We start from the raw sequence: 16,071 nt of genomic DNA on the forward strand, positions 1-16,071 counted from the left end.
GTGTCGCGCCCTCGCGTCGTCGTCACTGGCATGGGCGCGGCTTGCGCGACCGGCAAGGGCATTGACGCCCTCTGGCGGGCAGCCCGCGACGGACAGAGCGCCGTGCGACCGCTCGAATTCGAGCGCCCGGGCTCGAACCAGATCAAGCTCGCAGCGCAGATCAAATCCTTCGCCCCGGAGAGCTATGTCGAGGCCAAGGTTCTGCCGTTCTGCGACCGATACGCGCAGCTTGCCATCGTCGCTGCGGACGAAGCCCTGTCCCAGGCTGGCCTTGCGCGCGAGGAGCGCCAGGGTCCGACGACCGCCGTGATTCTCGGAACCGGCGTCGGCGGCATCACCACCATCGACGAGCAGTGCTACAGCGCCTACGCGACGAAGTCCCGTCTCAATCCGCTGGCCATTCCGCGCATCATGAGCAGCGCCGCCACCTCGCACCTGAGCATACGCTACGGCTGCACCGGCCCGACCTTCACCATCACAAGCGCCTGCGCCTCATCGGCCCAGGCGATCGGAATAGGTACCTCGCTGGTCCGGTCCGGCGCGGTGGAGCGGGCGATCGTTGGCGGCAGCGAATCGTCGATGACCGCGCTGAATATCCGCACCTGGGAATTGCTGCGAGTGCTGACCCCGGATGCCTGTCGGCCCTTCTCCACGGGCCGCAACGGCATGGTGCTCGGCGAGGGCGCCGCCATCATGGTGATCGAAAAACTCGAGACCGCGCGCCGACGCAACGTCGAACCGCTGGCCGAGATCGTCGGCTATGGCACGTCGAGCGATGCTTTCGACATCGTTCGTCCCGACCCCAATGGCGCTCGGTCCGCGATGGAACAGGCCATCGCCGACGCCGGGCTGACGCCCGGCGATATCGACTATGTCAACGCCCATGGCACCGGCACCGTCGCCAACGATATCGCCGAGGCCGAGGCGCTGCAGCGCGTGTTCAGCGAACGGCTGCCACGCCTCGCAGTGTCGTCCACAAAGCCGATCCACGGCCACGCACTGGGCGCCGGCGGGGCGATCGAGCTGGCGATCACCATCATGGCGATGCGCGACAACGTTGCGCCGCCGACCATCAACTGGCTTGGTGCCGATGCGAAATGCGGCATCGACCCGGTCGCCAACGCGGCGCGCGCGATGCCGATCCGCGTCGCCATCTCGAACTCCTTCGCCTTCGGAGGCGTCAACGCATGCCTCGCCGTCGCGCGGGCGGATTGACCCTGAGGGATCTGATGTGAGCGGGCCGGGCAGCGCGCAGGACCAGATCAGCATCGGTCCGATTGCGGTCCGCACGGACACGGCGGACGTCGCTGCCTTCGTGTCCGCGCTGGGGCTGCGGCGCGGCTTCGGCCCCGTACCGTTTGCCTTTCCGATCCGCTGGCTCAGCCTTCCCGCAATCCGACCAACCGTGATCGGCAGGCTCGGGCTCACCGATGAAATCGTCGTGCAGCAATCGCAGACCTTCACCTATCATGAAGGCCTCGGCGCCGATCGCGACTACGGCTTCGCAGTCGAAGCCCGTCGCGAGCGGACCCCAACGGACCGGACGCTCTTGCGCGGGACCGTGTGCGATTCCGAAGGGAGAATCGTCACAACGCTCGACACGCTGTTGCGCACGTTTCGTCCCGACGCAGCACGCGACGCAGCACTCCGTTCGCGCCCGATGCCGGACTCGAGCTTTCCGGTGATCGAGACCGGGCCGATCGACATCGCGCAGACCGAGAGCTATGCGGCGGCATCGCTCGACGACAATCCGCTCCACAGCGATCCCGCGACGGCTCGCGCCGCAGGTCTCGACGGCCTGATTATCCACGGCATGCTGGCGATGGGGCAGATCGAAGGCGCGCTCCGCGACTGGATACCGGCACTGCGGATCAATCGCATCCATGGCAATTTCCTGTTGCCCGTTCCAGTTGGCAGCCGCCTGCTCTTCTCTGGCCGTGTTGTCAAGCGAATGCCATCGGACGTGCCGGGTAGCGGTCGCGCCGAGCAGTTGATCCTGCGCGTCATCGTCTCGACCGATGCGGGGTACGCAGCATGCGTCGCTGAAATCGCGGCGCGCCACGACGGCTGAGGATCGCACATCATGTCCGCCCCCCGCTCGATCGTCATCACCGGAGCCAGCAGCGGCATCGGCCGCGCGCTCGCGATGAGCTATGCCGCGCCAGGCATTCACATGGCGCTGTCCGGCCGGGACGAGGGCCGCCTGGAAGAAACGGCAGCACTGTGCCGGGCCAAAGGCGCAGCCGTCTCGACCGCGTCGATCGATGTCCGGGATCGCAATCGAATGGCGGGATGGATCCGCGCCATCGACGCCGCCGCCCCGATCGGGCTTGCGATCGCCGGCGCCGGGGTCGCCGCTGGGCTCGGCATCGGCCGGCTGCGGGAAGATCCGGCCGTCGTGCGCAACGTGATCGCAATCAACCTGATCGGCGCCATCAACACCATCGATCCCCTGGCGGAGCGGATGTGCATGCGCGGGCGCGGGACGATCGCCGTCATCGGGTCGATCGGCGCCTTGCGCGGCCTGCCCTCCTGTCCGGCATACAGCGCCAGCAAGGCCGGCCTTCACGCCTATGCCGAGTCGCTTCGTCCTACTCTTGCCGCCCAGGGCGTCACCATCAGCACCATTGCGCCTGGATTCGTCGACACGGCACTCAACCGCGACACCGTCTGTCCGAAGCCCCTCATCATGAGCGCCGACCGTGCGGCCGCCATCATACGGCGGCGGCTGGAGCGCGGCGATGCGGTCATCGCATTCCCCCGCCTGCTGGCCTTCGGTCTGCATTTGACCCGCCTGTTGCCGCGGCGCTTGACCGACCTTGCGTTCGCCGCAGTCCATGTCGACGTGCCCGAGCGCACCGAACTCTACAACGAGTGACAGGCGCCGGCGATGGACGCGCTCTCGATGCTCCCAGTCGCCGCAGCTGCATGGTGGGCGATCTCCTGCGCTCTTCGCATCACGACCATCTCTGCCGCATTGGCGCACCCTCGCTTACGGCGCAAATTGGCTACGCGACATGATCGACCGCCGGTCTCGATCGTGATCCCAATCCGCCGGCTGGAATTCGACGCCGAAGCGGCCTTCGCATCCGCCTTCGCGCAAGTCTATCCGCAAAGCGAGGTTCTGGTCTCGGCCGCGGAAGACCGCTCGCCGATGATCGAGATCGCCCGGCAGGTCGCTGCGCAATTCCCGGCGGTCGGCGCGCGGATCCTGACCGGAAACGAGCGCATCACTCCGAACCCGAAAGTCAGCAATCTCGCGCCGGCGATCGCAGCGGCGCAGCACGACCTGATCCTGATCAAGGATTCGAACATTCTGCTGAGCCCCGACCAACTCGCCGATCTGATGACGAACCTGACCGCCGGCGTCGGCCTCGTCTGCGCGATCCCAGTTGCCGTCGCCCCGACCGGATTCGCCGCCGAACTCGAGCGGGCATTCCTCAATGGGCAGGCCGCTCCGCTGACGCTGGCACTGTCCGTCGCCGGCGCAGACGTCGGCTTCGGCAAGGTCATGCTGTTCGACCGCCGAGATCTGGCGCGGGCGGGCGGCATCGGATTGATGGCTTCGGCCTTCGGCGACGATCACGCGCTGTCGCAAGGGCTGGCACGCCTCGGCTTGCGAACGGTGTTCGCCGCCAAGGAGATCCATCAGCCGATCGGCCGGCGGCCGTTCAGCGAAGTCTGGGACCGCCACCAGCGCTGGATGGTCATTCGTCGAATCCAGGCGCCGCTGGCCTTCTGCGCCGAACCGCTGGTCAGCGGCGCTTTCACGGCCCTGTGCGGTGCCGTGGGCGCTACAGCCTTCGGAATGCCATGGTGGCTGATGGCGGGCGCGACCCTGCTCGGCTGGGTCTTGCTCGACGTCATCTTCTTCGCGGCTAAAGGCTGGGGCTGGTCCTGGATGTCCCCACTCTCTGGATTGTGCCGGGAAGTCCTCATTCCCGTAATGTGGCTGAAGGCGCTGGTCGACCGCCGCGTGACCTGGGCCGGACTGCCGTTCGACGTTCCCGCCAAGACCACCTGATCAGAGGCCCGATCGGACCGGCGCCTGACCGATCGCCGCCGGCGGTTCATGCCGCCGCGCAAGGCCGGCATCGATTGATCCGATCTGCCGGTTCAGGCTTGCGATCACCTCTTTGGAGAACGGCCCGACATGGAGGTAGAGCAGAAATAGCGAGACCACCTGTTTGAGCGCCCTCGGATTGCGGATTGCGCATTCGGCGATGGTCGCAAGGAATCCGCCCAGGAGTTCCGGCCGCCGCGCGGCCAGGAACCAGAGCAGGCGTATGACCGTCGCCGCATCGTTCAAAACCACCCGCCAGGGCACCGAGGCATTGATGCGAGCCGGGACCAGCAGGCGGGCGACCGCCCGGATCCGCCCGAAGAAGGCCGCAGGCCGATTGACCCGTTCCAATATCGAGCGGTAGTCGCCCAACACGTCGCGCCGCGCCCGGGCGGTTCGGAAATTGAGGCCCTCGGTGCATTGATCGCCGCCATCGGCGCTGCTGACGAAGCTGAAATCGACCTCAGGGTTCAGCCGCCCCTCGCGTTCGAGTCGTCGCGAGAGCTGGGTCTGCGGCAGCGCGGTCAGCAGGCCGACCATACAGATCGGCAGCCCGGCCGTTTCGATGCAGGAGACCATCTCGTCGGCGATCCGCTCGCGTTCGTCGTCGAACCCAACCACGAAACCTGCGGTCACGAACATTCCGGCACGGTAGACCTTGTGGATGCAGTCGGCGAGATTGCGCCGCGTATTCTGCTTCTTCTGGGCGGACAGCAGCGCGTCCTCGTTGGGGCTTTCGATCCCAATGAAGACCGCCCCGAAATTGGCGTCGCGCATCAGGTGCAGCAGGACATCGTCGTCGGCGAGGTTGATCGAGGCCTGCGTGCTGAACGTGAAGGGATAGCCGTGCGCTTTTTGCCAGGCGCATAGATGCGGCAGAAACTGTTTCACCGCCTTCTTGTTGCCGATCAGATTGTCGTCGACGAAATCGACATGGCCGCGATAACCGAGCCGGTAGAGGCTCTCCAGCTCCCCGAGCAGCTGTTCGACGGTCTTCGCGCGCGGCACCCGTCCGTAGAGCTCGATGATGTCGCAGAACTCGCAGATGAACGGACAACCCCGCGAAAACTGGACGGACAAAGCCAGATAGTGGTCGAGCTTGAGAAGGTCGAAACGCGGGGGCGGGCTCCTGGTCACATCGACGGTGAATTTCTCCGCTTCGAACAACCCGCGGCGCTCGCCCGCATTCCAGGACTCTATGAAAGCGGCCATCGTCGCTTCGACCTCACCCGGCATGCGAAAGTCCGCATGACTGTAGGCATCCGGACTGGAGGTGATGTCCGGCCCGCCGACGACGACCGGCTTGCCGCGGGACTGACCGAGTTCGATCAGGCGCAGCGTATCGGCTCGCTGCGGGATCATGCCGCCCGTCATGACCATGTCGGCCCAGGCGAGATCGGATTCGCCGACCTCCTCCGCATTGCGGTCGATGAGGCGGACCGACCATTCCTTCGGCAGCATCGCCGCGACGGTGATCAGGCCGAGCGGCGGCTCCATGCGCCGCTTGCCCGCGATCCGGCAGGTCGTCGTCAGGCTCCAGAACGACGTCAGATCGAAGCGAGGATAGACGAGGAGGACGTTGCATCGTGTCGCTGCCATGAACTCCCTCCCGCTCCTGCCGACCGCCGCCGCTCAGTACCCCATCAGACCGCAACAGCGGGCGCAGACCGGCATGAGCCCGTCGCGACCGATGCTCGCCCGAAACTGCCTGTATGGCTCGGAATTCCATAATTCCGTGATCGTCGACGTCTTGACGTTGCCGACGACGTAGTCGTGGTAGTCGCGGCACGGCGAGACATCGCCGTTGCTGTTGATCTCGACCGCCTGGAAGATCGCCGCACATTCGTCATAGCCGAAGTGCTCCTGATGGTCGGTGTAATACGTCGTCAGCTTGTCCGAGCCGGAGATCGGCGGAATCAACGCGACGGCAGGCGATGACCAGCCGGACGATCGTTCCATCACCGCCCGTAGCTGATCGTCCAGCGCCTCCGTGCTGCTGGGCTTCCAGCTTCCGACCCAGCCGCGATGGCGGGTCGGATAGAAGCCGAAGCGGCGGAAGAAATCCTTCTCGTGCGCCTCCGCGTTACCTTGGTCGATCCACCAGGACAGATAGAAGACAAAAAGATCGACCTTGTCCCGAAAGGCATCGTAGATGTCGACCAGATGCTTGCAGTTGGCCTGCGAAATCACGGTCAAGGCGGCGATGAAGGGCAGCCCGCGGCCATGCTTCGCCCGTGCCTCGGCGACCGCATCCAGCCCGCGGCAAAGCTCGTGGAAATTGTCGCCGCCGCCCCCCGCGGCCGGTCGCAGCGCATTGTGCAGGTCAGCGCGATGACCGTCGACCGACACCTGCAACAGGAAGAGCGGCGCCTTGGCCAGCCGTTCGGCGGAGGCAGCCACCCGCGTACCGTTGGTCGCGATGCTCACCGGCAGCCCGAGTTCGGTAGCCCCCTCGATCAGGTCGAGGATGCCGTCATAGAGCATCGGCTCGCCGCCCCAGAAATAGACCAGCGGACCATGACCATGGTCGATGAGGTCGTGCAGCAACTCGAGATAGCGACCGGTCGGGATCTCGCGCTCCTTCAGATTCCGGAGGCTGGAGTTGAGCAGATAGCCATTGTCGCCCCACTGGCCGCAGGTATGGCAGCGCAGATTGCAGCGGTCGGTCAGACGGAAGCTCGCCTGACGAATCCTACCGGCCTCGCCTTCCGTACGACTGATCCGGAACTTGCTGAAAATCCGCTTGTCAGCCTCCATCTGGATCAGCTTGGTTGCGATCCATGGATGCGGAAGGACTCGTCGCGCGTAGCGCGCCGCAGTTAGTATCCCCAGGCTGCTCGTCTTTGCCATGACTTCCCGACCGTCATCGTCCCATCAAGCCCGATCCGAAGCCGCGACGCCGTGCGGCGCCAGCATCGTCTTCCAATCAGGCCAGCTTCACCAACTTCGACACCTCGGCCACGGCGTTGACCGCCGCCCGGATCTGGTCCGGCGTGTGGGCAGCGGAGACGCTGAAGCGCAACACCACGTCTCCGTCGGGTGTCGCTGGCGGCACCAGCAGATTGACGTAGATGCCGCGGTCGAGCAGCGCCTTCCAGAATTCATAGCCGGCGGCCAACCCGGGCATCCGGATGCTCCCCACGGGGCCGGGGTCCGCGCAAGGCCGGACGCCGATCCTGGCGAGGCCGTCATGCATGGCTCGCGCGTTGCGCCAGAGGTCGTCTCGCAATTTCGGTTCCGCGCCGATCAGGTGAAGCGCCCGCCGCGCCGCCGCCACGATCGGAGGTGGGAGCGATGCGGTGTAGAGATACGGCCTGCTCATGAAGCGCAGCGCGCGCAACGCGCTCGAATCGCTCACGGCGTAACCACCGATTCCGCCAAGGCTCTTGCTGAAGGTGCCGACGATCACGTCGACTTTGGCTTCGACGCCGAGATGTTCGGCGATGCCGCGGCCGTAGCGCCCGTAGATGCCGAGCGAATGGGCCTCGTCGACGATGACCACCGCTCCATGGCGCCGCGCGACGGTCGTCAGCCCCTCGAGCTCGCCAAGGTCGCCTCGAACGCTGTAGAGCCCCTCGCAGATCACCAATGTCTGCGGTCCGGGAACGTTGCTGCGTGCAAATCGGCTATCGAGATCGCTGCGGTCATTGTGAGCGAAGCTCTCCACCTGGGCGCCACTCAATCGACAGGCATCGAATATGCTGGCGTGGCAATGAGCATCGACGAAGATCATGTCGCCCTTGCGGGCGAGCGCCGAAATCACGCCCAGATTGGCCATGAATCCCGTGCTGAAAATCACCGCGTCGCGCCGACCATAGAGGGTCGCGATGTCCTCCTCGAGCATCACGTGGAGACGGTGATTGCCTGCAGCGACCCGAGAAGCCGTGGAGCCCGTCCCGTAATGTCGCGCTGCCTCGACCGAAGCCTCGATGCACGCCGGATTGAAGTTGAGCCCAAGATAGCTGTTGGTACCGAACATCAAGGTTCGGCGGCCTGCGACCACAGCGGTGACGGTGTCCACGACATCATCGACGACAATGCTCAGCGGGTTGGTTCGCGAATCGGCCAACCTCTCCAGCGAGTTGCCGAGGCGATCTGCACGCGCCAATATTCCGTTTCCACCGTTATCCATAAGCCGATCCGTCTAAGTAATCCGATGAGTCATCCGAACTAACCGTCAAGGACATGGCGGCGCGATCGCGTTCGGCAATTCATCGTGCGGTCCATTGACGAGAGCGGCGGCGCCCCCGTCCCACAAAGCTAGTCCGGCGTGCAGTGCCGGCACGCCGGTCATTCCGAGCCGCATCGAAACGGCAGGCGTGGCGGACGGTGCGGCCATCGCCCCGCCGCGGCGCCTGAGGGCGAGGATGAGTGCCAGCGCCAGCTCGGCCAGAAGGAGCCCGCCGACCGCCCATGTCGTCCGCAAGTCCACCAGCGTCTGCTCGATGGTGAGCACCATGAAGAAATGCAGCGCCCCGATCGCGGCGCAGACGAGCCAGGCACGCGGCCCTCGGCGATCGCCGAGGCTGCGCCAGACGGGAAGCAGTTCGAGGCCGAGCCAGGTATGGAGGAGTGCGAGAAGCGGGATTCCCAGGCGGTTGAGAGCCTCATGAATCCATTCGCGCGCCGTCCCCGGATCGGCCATGGCCTTGGAGCGGCCGTCGAGGAAGTCCTGCAGGGGCACTTCGTCGATGATCGTATAGTCACGCTTGACCCCTCCAAAGCCATATTCGTTCAGCGGGACGAATATGCGAGTATAGGCGACGCTCCTGACCTCGGACCGTCCGCTCCGCAAGCTCTGAACGGTCCCGTCGAGCAGCACTATGCCGCTTTCGTCCCCTTGCCTTTCGAACACCGCGTAACGCGCTTTGTAGACCCGCTCCTCGTCGTCGGACATCGCCTGCCGGACGAAGACATCGGCCAGCTCGTTGCCCTTGATGTAGTTCCTGAAATAGAAGACTTGGCGACCATGATCGAACTGATTGAAAACGCCGACCTTGAGCAGCGCCGGGTTTACCCCGCGCCGCAGCGAGAACAGCACGTCGTGGAGGTGCCCTGAGGTTAGCGGAACGACCCAACAGGTCAGCAAATAGCCAAGCACCACCGCGGCGAATGCGACGGCAAAGCCGGGCAACCGCGCAGCGAAGGTCGAGCGACCGCTCGAATAGATCACAATCAAGATCCCATCTGCGGCAAACCTGCCGTAGGACCAGACGATCGCGATCGCAACCAACGCCGGGAGGACATGGAAGAGGATCATCGGCCCGGTGCTGGCGAGCGCGGGCCACACCAAGCTGGTATAAAGCGCGTCTTCGCCCAGATGGCTGATCAGAGAGATCAGGATCACCGGTCCGACGACAACCGCGACGGCGACTACCGAAGCGAGCAAAATCTGCCGTGTCAGATATCTGTCAATGACCCCAACTACCACGCTTCGCCCCTGGCAGCAGTTCCACTCGGGAGGACGGTCCTTCCTAGGAATCGTTCTCACCACAGTCCCCGAAGCCGTAATGCCGGCAGCCGCCCCTTACCGCCGACACTCGACATACGAAAACTATACTATCTTGGCGAGCATGTCCTGAAAACGCCCCCGGCCATCCACATTTCGCGACGCTCTTGCGGGCCACGGCCGAATACGGTCAAGGTTCGCAGCAATGACCGTTTCGGACAATGCCGTGTGGATGCCCTGACCGGCCGACGCGGTACTATCGTCACGAAGCGTAGACTCACTGAGCCGCAATGCAGAAGCTCATCAATCTCGCGATTTTCATCGACGATCTTGGGGTCGGCGGGACCCAGAACTGGCTGACTCTTCTGGTGCCGGCACTGGCCGCGCGCGGTTTCGCGGTGCGCGTCTACGGCATGCGTGCGATTGCGCATCCCGAAATCCTTGAACGTCTGGCGCCTTACGCCGAAGTTCAAATCATCGGCGAAGGCCGCCTGTGGGCAGGACCCGGACTGCTGCGCCTGACGCAGGAACTCCGGACCTGGCCGGCCCAGGTCGTGCAGACGGCGCTGCCGACCTCCGACATGATCGGCCGCTCGCTGGCATGGCTGACGGGGGTACCGGCGATCTTTTCCACCATCCGCGGCCGGAACGTCGACAAGCCAAGCTGGCAGAGGTGGCTTGATCGCCGCACCGCACATCTGGCCAGGGCGGTCGTCTTCAATGACCGCGAGGCGGTGCCGTTTGCGATCCGCCACGAGGGCATACGCGCAGGCCAGGTCGTCTACATTCCCAACGGCGTTTCGATCACGACGGCGCGCCGGCCACCCGGCGACGTGCGCAGGGAACTGCAGACATCCCCGGAAGCGACCGTGCTCGCGACCGTCGCCCGCCTCCATCCGTCCAAGGGACAACAATATCTGTTGCGCGCCTTCCGTCTCGTTCGCGAGCGCTACCCCGGCGCGGTTCTGTGGCTCGTCGGCGACGGTGAGTGTCGAGCGGCGTTGGAGCGCGAAGCTGGCGAACTTGGTATAACGGCGTCCGTCCGCTTCGCGGGCACCCGGCGCGATGTGCGCGACATCCTCGCCGCCGTCGATCTCTTCGCGCTTCCCTCGTTGTGGGAAGGCATGCCCAATGCGCTGATGGAAGCCATGGCCGCGAGCCGACCGGTGGTCGCTTCCGACGTCGACGCCATCCGCGAACTGGTGATCCACGGCAAGACCGGTTGGATGGTCAGGCCGGGCGACGCCGACGCTCTTGCACGCTGCATGATGGATATCCTGGCGGATCCCGCCCGGGCAGCCGACATCGGCCAGGCAGGCTTGCGGCACGTTCGCAAGCATTTCTCACTGGATGGCATGGCGGATGCCTACGCGACATTGTATCGCAACGGCCTGAAGGACGCGGCACTACGCGTGGGAGCCCCGTTGCGATGAAGATCGTTCATATCCTCGATAATCTCGATCGCGGCGGAGCTCAAACCATGCTGCGGAGCGTGGTGGCCGGCCTCACGGCGCGCGGCCACATCCAGCACATCATTTGCCTCAACGAGATATTCAACGAAGAGGTCGTCGCTGCCATGCGCGCCGCCGGAGCCAGCGTCGAGATCATCGGGCGGCCGCGCCTGTACGGCCTGATCGGTCTTTGGCACCTCGCCGCGGAATTGCGGCGGCGCCGGCCGGATCTCGTCCACACCGAACTCCCATGGGGCGATCTGATCGGACGCACCGCCGCCCGCGTCGCCGGCATCGCTCCGATCGTCTCGACCGTGACCGCCCGCTACGCGGACAAGCCACGGCTGCAATTGTGGTTCGACCGCAAGACCGCGGCCTGGGCCGACCGCGTGGCCTTCCAGAGCGCCGAAATCGTCCCCTTCTCGCTCGCGCATGAAGGTGTCCGGCCCGACCAGGTTCAGGTCATTCCGAACGGGGTCGATGCGGACGACCGTGACCGCTCCGTTGCAGCATCCGCCCTGCGCCGAGACCATGGCGGCGGCGCCGCCACCATCCTCGGCATGGTCGCACGGTTGCACCCACAGAAGGCCCACCCCGATCTCCTCGAGGCGTTCGCAAAGCTGGCATGTTCGGACGTTCGCCTCTGGCTGGTCGGCGACGGACCTGATCGCGCGCAACTCATGGAGCAGGCGCGCGCGCTGGGCATCGCCGATCGCGTGGTCTTCGCCGGCGACCGCGGCGACGTTCGCGACTGGATCGCCGCGATGGATATCTTCGTCCATCCGACTTATTTCGAGGGCCTGCCGCTCGCGGTCCTCGAGGCCATGGCCATGGGCAAACCGGTCATTACCTCGCCGGTCGACGGGCTTCGCAGCCTGATCACCTCCGGCGTCGACGGCTGGCTGGTGCCGCCCGGCAATCCCGACGCTCTCGCCGAGATCATCGGCCATGTCGTCGCCCATCCCGAGGAACGGGCCCGCGTTGCCGCGAGGGGCGCGATCCGCGCGCTGTCGCAATACGGCTCGGATCGCGTGGTCGAAGCCTATGAAACGCTGTTCAAGTCCGTGCTCGAGGCCCGGAGCGCGGGGAGCGGCGCCAACGGCCGTCGATGAACGCATCGATCGCGGCAAAGGCCGCATCGTTGCCGCAGAAATCTCCGCAACCGATCCGATCGCGGTAGCTCTCCAGCCGCACCTCGAATTCGCGCAGGATCCGCGACGAGAAAGTCGCCAGATCGGCACGCATGCCGTAACCGAGCCGCTCCAGATAGTACGCGTTGAGAAACTGCTCGAAGGCGCCGCTGACCGGAATCGACAGCACCGGCTTGCCGAGATGCAGCGCCTCGGAGATGAGCGTATGGCCACCGCCGCAGACAACGAAGGCGCAGGACGCCAAATCATCGAGAAACGATTGCTCGTCGAATGCCCTGAAGACGACGCGGCCCAGGCTGCAGCGCTCGCCCAGGCCGTAGACACGGACCGGCCGATCAAGCGTGGCGAGATGCTCGACGAAGGCCGGGAACGTCGGATAGCCCTGATAGGCGACGACGTGGTCACCCGCCGTCGGCCGGCGCGCAACGACGTCGCGCCGCAGCAGCGGCGGCAGTTGTCGAAGCCAGGGGCTCGCCGCCCGCGCGGGAACGTCGAAAAAGTTGCAGACGAGGTACTGGTCCGCCGAACTGAACAGAAGCCGGACCGCCGCCGCCGTCGCTAGCCAGCTCGACATTTGGCCCAGAGGGCATGCGATCCGTCCCATGGTGATGACATGCTGGTTGTCGAGCGACAGGCAGGCCACTCCCATCCTGCGCGCCACCCTCGGCACGAAGAACTCGTAGTCAGTCATGGCAAAGTCCGGGGCGAAGGCCTCGGCCGCCTGCTCGACCCGGCGGCGCCAGTGCGCGCCATTGCTGAGTGTCGTGGCGGTACGCAGCAACGCCGCCGGAGCATCGACCCGATGCGAGCCCACGGGCGTGACCGGATTGGGACACTCGAACACCCGGAATTGGCTCCCGAGCAGGCGCGCTGCTTCTCCGTGACAGACGAACAGGAAGTCGTGCTGGGAATAATGCTGCGCCAAGGTCAAGGCGCGGATCGCGTGGCCCCGGCCGGTCCCGTGCACGCCATAGAGAATGCGCGCCATGGAATCAGACCGGCGCGCCGGCAGGCGGATGAAACGGCGGCCAGCATCGCGAAAGATAATTCACCATCGGCCGGTTCATTCCTTGTGCCGACGATCCGCAGGACCGTCGCCTTGCCCTTCGACTCATCTTATGGTTGTTATTGGGTACAGAACATTCTAACGAGCAAGGATCGTGTCGAGAAGAGCGTCCGGGCGCATTAGCGAGAACAGTTTGGTCACGGGCGGCGCCGGCTTCATCGGTTCGCATCTGTGCGAGCGACTGATTTCTGACGGCCACCAGGTCGTCTGCGTCGACAATTTCTTCACCGGCACACGCCGCAATATCGAGCCCCTTCTCGACGATAGGAATTTCGAGCTGCTTCGGCACGACGTGACGTTTCCTCTCTATGTCGAGGTCGACAGCATCTACAACCTCGCCTGCCCGGCCTCGCCGGTCCATTACCAGCACGATCCCGTGCAGACGACCAAGACCAGCGTTCACGGCGCCATCAACATGCTAGGGCTGGCGAAACGGCTCAAGGCCATGATCCTTCAGGCGTCGACCTCGGAAGTCTACGGCGACCCGGAGAAGCACCCACAGACGGAGGACTACTGGGGCAACGTCAATCCGATCGGTCCGCGGTCCTGTTACGACGAAGGTAAGCGCTGCGCCGAGACGCTGTTCTTCGATTATTGGCGCCAGCATCGCTTACAGATCAAGGTGGCCAGAATCTTCAATACCTACGGGCCTCGCATGCACCCCCACGACGGGCGCGTCGTCTCGAACTTCATCGTCCAGGCGCTGCTCGGCAAGCCGATCACCCTGTATGGCAACGGATCGCAGACGCGTTCGTTCTGCTATGTCGACGACATGGTCGATGCGCTCGTCCGCCTCGCCGCGACATCGGACGATGTGACCGGACCGCTCAATCTCGGCAATCCCGCCGAGATCTCGATCCAGGAACTCGCCAGGACCATCATCGAGTTGTGCAATTCGCGGTCTGCTATCGTATGCGGGGAGCGACCGGTAGATGATCCATGTCGGCGACGGCCCGACATAACGCGCGCCGAAGCTGTCCTGTCATGGCAGCCAAGGATTGGCCTTACCGAAGGCCTGACCAGGACGATCGCCTATTTCGACCGGCTCCTCTCCGAGGATGCTGTCCGCAGATCCCTGCTGGACGATCCGAATTGAGGTGACTGGCCTCGGTGTGGACCGGTCGACGGAATCTCGCTCGCCGGCGTCTGATGCCTGCGCGAGAATCGGCAAGACGACCTGTTGCTGCGTCTCCGGCTCTATGGTCGCCGCAGTCCGACATCGACGGGCCTCTCGTTGCGATCGAGCTTCATCTTGCAATGCCATGGCCATTGCGCTGCAGTTGCAACATGATCGGCCAGCCCCTTTTACAAATTGGGCATGCCGTACCGCAACGACGATTGCATCGGCGGGGTTCTCGATGACCTTCGCCGACTGGACGACCTTGATCGATGGCGCATGATGGATGCCGGCCGCGAGGACATATCCATAGACATCCGCTACTGACCTCCGCGGCGCCATCTTCGTTTGTGGAATGACAAATCCGCCTTTGGTCGACGCGTTCAAAGGTCGGACTGCTAGCTTGGATGCCAAACCGCCATTGGCCGTCTCGCCCTCGTAGAAGACGATTTGCTGAGACTTCACACCTGCCCCGTTGAGTTAGACCAGATCAGAACCTTCCCAGTTCTTCACGGGCGATTACTTTCGGCGATCAGGATCTTGCAATGAGCATCGCGGCGCGCCTGCTCTTTCTTTTGATGTGGAGTAGCGGCGCGATCTTCGTGCCCTGCATTCTCAGGGGTCTGGCACGTAGTCCGCATCGATTTGCGTTTCGCGCCATTCTCGAAGCATGATCGCACCGCGCTTTGGATAGCGCTCTGCAAGATTCTTGAGAGCCATTATTCTGTCTGTCCGAAAATGCCGGAAGTCTGCTCGTTTCTCGCACCAGCCGACCAGGATCCGAACCTTTTGGAAATAACCCAAAGCGAAAGGCCATATAGTTCTGTCGGACTGGTTTCCTGCCGCGTCAACATAGGCTATTTGGAGCTTCTGTTCATTGCGGATCGCTGTCCGCACGATCTTGAGCTCGATCGCTTCGACATCTTCGATCGTTCTTGGCCCGACGAGAAGGGCCGAACTCTCCAGTTCATCCTTCAAACTCTCCGGAAGTACCTCCGTGATCTTTGCCAAGGCATTTGATGCGGCTTTTGTTATCGGTTCATCGGCAAACTTGGCCACCCAAGAAAATCCAAGCATCAGGGCTTCCAGTTCCTCCTGCGAAAACATCAGCGGCGGCAACATGAAGCCCGGTCGAAGGATATAGCCGACGCCCGGCTCGCCTTCGATGTTCGCTCCTTGTGCCTGTAGGGATGCGATATCCCGATAAAGCGTACGAATGCTGATGCCGAGGTCTTGGGCTAATCGTGCTCCGCTCACCGGGCGGCTGTGTCGCCGGAGCACTTGTAGGAGAGACAGCAATCGTTCGGATCTGGCCATGACGCATGCTGCCAGTTTTTGGCACCGGCGTCGCATATATTCGTCCTGCAACATCGCAGCAGGACAACTTTCGATGGCAACTCCGAACCTCATCCTTCTCTACGTTGAAGACCCGGCACGCAGCCGTGCGTTCTATGAAAAGCTGCTGGGTAGAGCGCCTGCAGCATCATTTCCGACCTATGTCGCCTTCGAGTTTACCAATGGCCTATATCTTGGCCTCTGGTCCACGAAGGCGGCGAACTTCGTATCGTCCGGAACGGGCCATCGCTCTGAACTTGCATTCATGGTGGACGATGACGCTGCGGTAGACCGTCTATACGCCGCTTGGCGCGACGCTGGCGTATCCATCGAGCAGGAACCGAGCGTGGCGGTTTTCGGACGCACATTCGTTGCGGTCGATCCCGATGGGCATCGTCTGCGCGTCTGCACGCCCGACGACTAGGATCGGGTAGGCAAA

General features: G+C 64.0%; 14 protein-coding genes. 8 read left to right on the top strand and 6 right to left on the bottom strand.

The annotated features are described in order from the left end of the window. From QX034_RS31210 to QX034_RS31225, 4 genes are all read left to right on the top strand, one after another. Nucleotides 1–1,215 (top strand): beta-ketoacyl-[acyl-carrier-protein] synthase family protein, encoded by a 1,215-nt coding sequence (locus QX034_RS31210; RefSeq protein WP_315703666.1) that lies wholly within the window; start codon nucleotides 1–3, stop codon nucleotides 1,213–1,215. A 16-nt stretch (nucleotides 1,216–1,231) separates the two neighbouring features. Next, on the top strand, nucleotides 1,232–2,071 hold the full coding sequence (locus QX034_RS31215) for a MaoC family dehydratase (RefSeq protein WP_315743426.1): 840 nt from the start codon (nucleotides 1,232–1,234) through the stop codon (nucleotides 2,069–2,071). A 12-nt stretch (nucleotides 2,072–2,083) separates the two neighbouring features. After that, nucleotides 2,084–2,878, top strand: a complete 795-nt coding sequence (locus QX034_RS31220; protein ID WP_316196243.1) for an SDR family NAD(P)-dependent oxidoreductase — start codon at nucleotides 2,084–2,086, stop codon at nucleotides 2,876–2,878. Between the two features lie 162 nt (nucleotides 2,879–3,040). Further along, nucleotides 3,041–4,024: a glycosyltransferase family 21 protein gene (locus QX034_RS31225; protein ID WP_409977504.1), complete on the top strand. Its 984-nt coding sequence runs from the start codon at nucleotides 3,041–3,043 to the stop codon at nucleotides 4,022–4,024. On the opposite strand, the gene QX034_RS31230 is transcribed toward QX034_RS31225, so the two are convergent. From QX034_RS31230 to QX034_RS31245, 4 genes are all read right to left on the bottom strand, one after another. After that, a complete protein-coding gene (locus tag QX034_RS31230) occupies nucleotides 4,025–5,662 on the bottom strand; it encodes a B12-binding domain-containing radical SAM protein (RefSeq protein WP_315703662.1) in 1,638 nt (545 codons plus the stop codon). 33 nt (nucleotides 5,663–5,695) lie between these two features. After that, entirely contained in the window at nucleotides 5,696–6,913 is a 1,218-nt protein-coding gene (locus QX034_RS31235; RefSeq protein ID WP_316196244.1) for a radical SAM protein, read from the bottom strand. Nucleotides 6,914–6,989: 76 nt separating this feature from the next. Continuing rightward, a complete protein-coding gene (locus QX034_RS31240; RefSeq protein ID WP_316196245.1) occupies nucleotides 6,990–8,171 on the bottom strand; it encodes an aminotransferase class I/II-fold pyridoxal phosphate-dependent enzyme in 1,182 nt (393 codons plus the stop codon). Nucleotides 8,172–8,240: 69 nt separating this feature from the next. Next, nucleotides 8,241–9,557 carry an LptF/LptG family permease gene (locus QX034_RS31245; RefSeq protein ID WP_316196246.1) on the bottom strand — a complete coding sequence of 439 codons (1,317 nt, stop codon included), beginning with the start codon at nucleotides 9,555–9,557 and terminating at the stop codon, nucleotides 8,241–8,243. Nucleotides 9,558–9,802: 245 nt separating this feature from the next. Between QX034_RS31245 and QX034_RS31250 the strand changes: the two genes are divergently transcribed. Both QX034_RS31250 and QX034_RS31255 read left to right on the top strand, forming a co-directional pair. Further along, nucleotides 9,803–10,945, top strand: coding sequence for a glycosyltransferase (locus QX034_RS31250; protein ID WP_315743422.1), 1,143 nt, complete (start codon nucleotides 9,803–9,805; stop codon nucleotides 10,943–10,945). Beyond that, nucleotides 10,942–12,075 (top strand): glycosyltransferase, encoded by a 1,134-nt coding sequence (locus tag QX034_RS31255; protein WP_316185534.1) that lies wholly within the window; start codon nucleotides 10,942–10,944, stop codon nucleotides 12,073–12,075. The genes QX034_RS31250 and QX034_RS31255 overlap by 4 nt, the downstream gene beginning before the upstream one ends. On the opposite strand, the gene QX034_RS31260 is transcribed toward QX034_RS31255, so the two are convergent. Next, on the bottom strand, nucleotides 12,020–13,102 hold the full coding sequence (locus tag QX034_RS31260; RefSeq protein ID WP_315729191.1) for a glycosyltransferase family protein: 1,083 nt from the start codon (nucleotides 13,100–13,102) through the stop codon (nucleotides 12,020–12,022). The genes QX034_RS31255 and QX034_RS31260 overlap by 56 nt on opposite strands. 211 nt (nucleotides 13,103–13,313) lie before the next feature. On the opposite strand from QX034_RS31260, the gene QX034_RS31265 reads away from it, so the two are divergent. Then, nucleotides 13,314–14,276, top strand: coding sequence for a UDP-glucuronic acid decarboxylase family protein (locus QX034_RS31265; RefSeq protein ID WP_315703655.1), 963 nt, complete (start codon nucleotides 13,314–13,316; stop codon nucleotides 14,274–14,276). A gap of 636 nt (nucleotides 14,277–14,912) precedes the next feature. Here QX034_RS31265 and QX034_RS31270 read toward each other — a convergent pair. Next, nucleotides 14,913–15,614, bottom strand: coding sequence for a YafY family protein (locus QX034_RS31270; RefSeq protein WP_315703654.1), 702 nt, complete (start codon nucleotides 15,612–15,614; stop codon nucleotides 14,913–14,915). Between QX034_RS31270 and QX034_RS31275 the strand changes: the two genes are divergently transcribed. Next, nucleotides 15,613–16,056 carry a VOC family protein gene (locus QX034_RS31275; RefSeq protein ID WP_409998165.1) on the top strand — a complete coding sequence of 148 codons (444 nt, stop codon included), beginning with the start codon at nucleotides 15,613–15,615 and terminating at the stop codon, nucleotides 16,054–16,056. The two genes, QX034_RS31270 and QX034_RS31275, sit on opposite strands and share 2 nt — an antisense overlap. Nucleotides 16,057–16,071: the final 15 nt, after the last annotated feature.

Source organism: Bradyrhizobium sp. SZCCHNR3119, from assembly GCF_032487775.1.
Classification (GTDB): domain Bacteria; phylum Pseudomonadota; class Alphaproteobacteria; order Rhizobiales; family Xanthobacteraceae; genus Bradyrhizobium.

Coding starts and splice junctions, on each gene's coding strand:
- QX034_RS31275 (WP_409998165.1), top strand. CDS start 15,613: ATGACGCATGCTGCCAGTTTTTGGCACCGGCGTCGCATATATTCGTCC.
- QX034_RS31255 (WP_316185534.1), top strand. CDS start 10,942: ATGAAGATCGTTCATATCCTCGATAATCTCGATCGCGGCGGAGCTCAA.
- QX034_RS31270 (WP_315703654.1), bottom strand. CDS start 15,614: ATGGCCAGATCCGAACGATTGCTGTCTCTCCTACAAGTGCTCCGGCGA.
- QX034_RS31235 (WP_316196244.1), bottom strand. CDS start 6,913: ATGGCAAAGACGAGCAGCCTGGGGATACTAACTGCGGCGCGCTACGCG.
- QX034_RS31220 (WP_316196243.1), top strand. CDS start 2,084: ATGTCCGCCCCCCGCTCGATCGTCATCACCGGAGCCAGCAGCGGCATC.
- QX034_RS31250 (WP_315743422.1), top strand. CDS start 9,803: ATGCAGAAGCTCATCAATCTCGCGATTTTCATCGACGATCTTGGGGTC.
- QX034_RS31230 (WP_315703662.1), bottom strand. CDS start 5,662: ATGGCAGCGACACGATGCAACGTCCTCCTCGTCTATCCTCGCTTCGAT.
- QX034_RS31260 (WP_315729191.1), bottom strand. CDS start 13,102: ATGGCGCGCATTCTCTATGGCGTGCACGGGACCGGCCGGGGCCACGCG.